The following is a 2,768-nucleotide window of genomic DNA, read 5'->3' on the forward strand; positions in this document are numbered from 1 at the left end:
CGCACGATACCGTAACTCGCCGGTTCATTCTACAAAAGGCACGCCATCACCCATTAACGGGCTCTGACTTCTTGTAGGCGTCGTGGTTTCAGGAACTATTTCACTCCCCTTCCGGGGTGCTTTTCACCTTTCCCTCACGGTACTGGTTCACTATCGGTCACTAGGGAGTATTTAGCCTTACGGGATGGTCCCCGCAGATTCCGACCGGATTTCACGTGTCCGGCCGTACTCAGGATCCTGAAAAGAGTGTGCTTCATTTCACTTACGGGGCTATCACCCTCTATAGCCAAGCTTCCCAACTTGTTCTGCTATAAAACACTTTTGTAACTCTTATATATCAGTCCTACAACCCCAACATGCAAGCACGTTGGTTTGGGCTCTTCCCCGTTCGCTCGCCGCTACTTAGGGAATCGATTTTTCTTTCTGCTCCTGCTGCTAATGAGATGTTTCAGTTCACAGCGTATTCCGTCTAATATCCTATGTATTCAGATACTGACAACTCTTACGAGTTAGGTTTCCCCATTCGGAAATCTCTGGGTCATAGCGTACTTACCGCTCACCAAAGCTTATCGTAGTTAGTCACGTCCTTCATCGGCTCCTAGTGCCAAGGCATTCACCACGCGCCCTTATTAACTTAACCTATACAACCGAAGTTGTGGTTTAAGTTTATGAGTTGGTCATTTTTCAGACCTGCGATTAAACCGTTCTTTTTAAAGAACTTTTTGTGTTGTTTCTCGGTTCATTTATTACAATCTTTCGATTGCTTTTAAAAGAATTTGTTACTATTCAGTTTTCAATGTACAACACGCCAACCGAAAGGTTGGCTATGGAGAATAGCGGGATCGAACCGCTGACCCCCTGCTTGCAAAGCAGGTGCTCTCCCAGCTGAGCTAATTCCCCATAGGATCACTTTGAGACAATGATACCTATTAAAGTATCACACTCAAAACTAAACAAAACTTTGAACGAAACAAATTGACACTTAAGTCGCTGTCGCTTTCCGATTATCCTTAGAAAGGAGGTGATCCAGCCGCAGGTTCTCCTACGGCTACCTTGTTACGACTTCACCCCAGTCATCTGTCCTGCCTTAGACGGCTCCTTCCCGAAGGTTAGGCCACCGGCTTTGGGCATTACAAACTCCCATGGTGTGACGGGCGGTGTGTACAAGACCCGGGAACGTATTCACCGCGGCGTGCTGATCCGCGATTACTAGCGATTCCGACTTCATGTAGTCGAGTTGCAGACTACAATCCGAACTGAGACGTACTTTAAGAGATTAGCTCACCCTCGCGGGCTGGCAACTCGTTGTATACGCCATTGTAGCACGTGTGTAGCCCAGGTCATAAGGGGCATGATGATCTGACGTCGTCCCCGCCTTCCTCCGGTTTGTCACCGGCAGTCTCGCTAGAGTGCCCATCTGAATGCTGGCAACTAACAATAAGGGTTGCGCTCGTTGCGGGACTTAACCCAACATCTCACGACACGAGCTGACGACGACCATGCACCACCTGTCACTTTGTCTCCGAAGAGAACACTTCTATCTCTAAAAGCTTCAAAGGATGTCAAGACCTGGTAAGGTTCTTCGCGTTGCTTCGAATTAAACCACATGCTCCACCGCTTGTGCGGGTCCCCGTCAATTCCTTTGAGTTTCAACCTTGCGGTCGTACTCCCCAGGCGGAACACTTAATGCGTTAGCTTCGGCACTAAGAGGCGGAAACCTCCTAACACCTAGTGTTCATCGTTTACGGTGTGGACTACCAGGGTATCTAATCCTGTTTGCTACCCACACTTTCGAGCCTCAACGTCAGTTGCAGTCCAGTAAGCCGCCTTCGCCACTGGTGTTCTTCCATATATCTACGCATTCCACCGCTACACATGGAGTTCCACTTACCTCTACTGCACTCAAGTTAACCAGTTTCCAATGCCATTCCGGAGTTGAGCCCCGGGCTTTCACATCAGACTTAATAAACCGTCTGCGCTCGCTTTACGCCCAATAAATCCGGATAACGCTCGGGACATACGTATTACCGCGGCTGCTGGCACGTATTTAGCCGTCCCTTTCTGGTATGGTACCGTCAAACTAAAATCATTTCCTATTCTAGCTGTTCTTCCCATACAACAGTGCTTTACGACCCGAAAGCCTTCATCACACACGCGGCGTTGCTCCATCAGGCTTTCGCCCATTGTGGAAGATTCCCTACTGCAGCCTCCCGTAGGAGTTTGGGCCGTGTCTCAGTCCCAATGTGGCCGATCAGTCTCTCAACTCGGCTATGCATCATCGTCTTGGTGAGCCTTTACCCCACCAACTAACTAATGCACCGCGGACCCATCTCTAGGTGACGCCGAAGCGCCTTTTAACTTTATGTCATGCAACATTAAGTTTTATTCGGTATTAGCATCTGTTTCCAAATGTTATCCCCAGCCTTGAGGCAGGTTGTCCACGTGTTACTCACCCGTTCGCCACTCACTTGAAAGGTGCAAGCACCTTTCGCTGTGCGTTCGACTTGCATGTATTAGGCACGCCGCCAGCGTTCATCCTGAGCCAGGATCAAACTCTCAATTTGAAAATTTGAAGATTGCTCTTCGATTAAACTGACTATATTTCGCTATATCTCTATAACGTAATCCGTTTATTGTTTGTTACGAATTGACTTCGCAAATTTGTTTTTGTTACTTTACGTAACAGCCACAGATTCGTTTGTTCAAAGTTTTGTTCAGTTTTCAATGTGCTACTTGTTGTCACTGAGACAACTATATTATCTTACCAC

Annotated in this window: 1 tRNA gene and 2 rRNA genes (1 of these 3 cut by a window edge); all 3 read right to left on the reverse strand. The window is 47.8% G+C overall.

Annotated elements, in window-relative coordinates:
• Positions 1 to 640 (reverse strand): 23S ribosomal RNA (locus ESZ47_RS08890); it reaches 2,273 nt to the left of the window's first position.
• A gap of 187 nt (positions 641 to 827) precedes the next feature.
• Positions 828 to 900: transfer RNA gene (locus ESZ47_RS08895), tRNA-Ala, on the reverse strand.
• A gap of 114 nt (positions 901 to 1,014) precedes the next feature.
• A 16S ribosomal RNA gene (locus ESZ47_RS08900) occupies positions 1,015 to 2,564 on the reverse strand.
• The 16S and 23S rRNA genes sit together here with 1 tRNA gene alongside, the layout of an rRNA operon.
• Positions 2,565 to 2,768: the final 204 nt, after the last annotated feature.

The organism is Leuconostoc litchii, assembly GCF_008107645.1.
In the GTDB taxonomy this organism is placed as follows: domain Bacteria; phylum Bacillota; class Bacilli; order Lactobacillales; family Lactobacillaceae; genus Leuconostoc; species Leuconostoc litchii.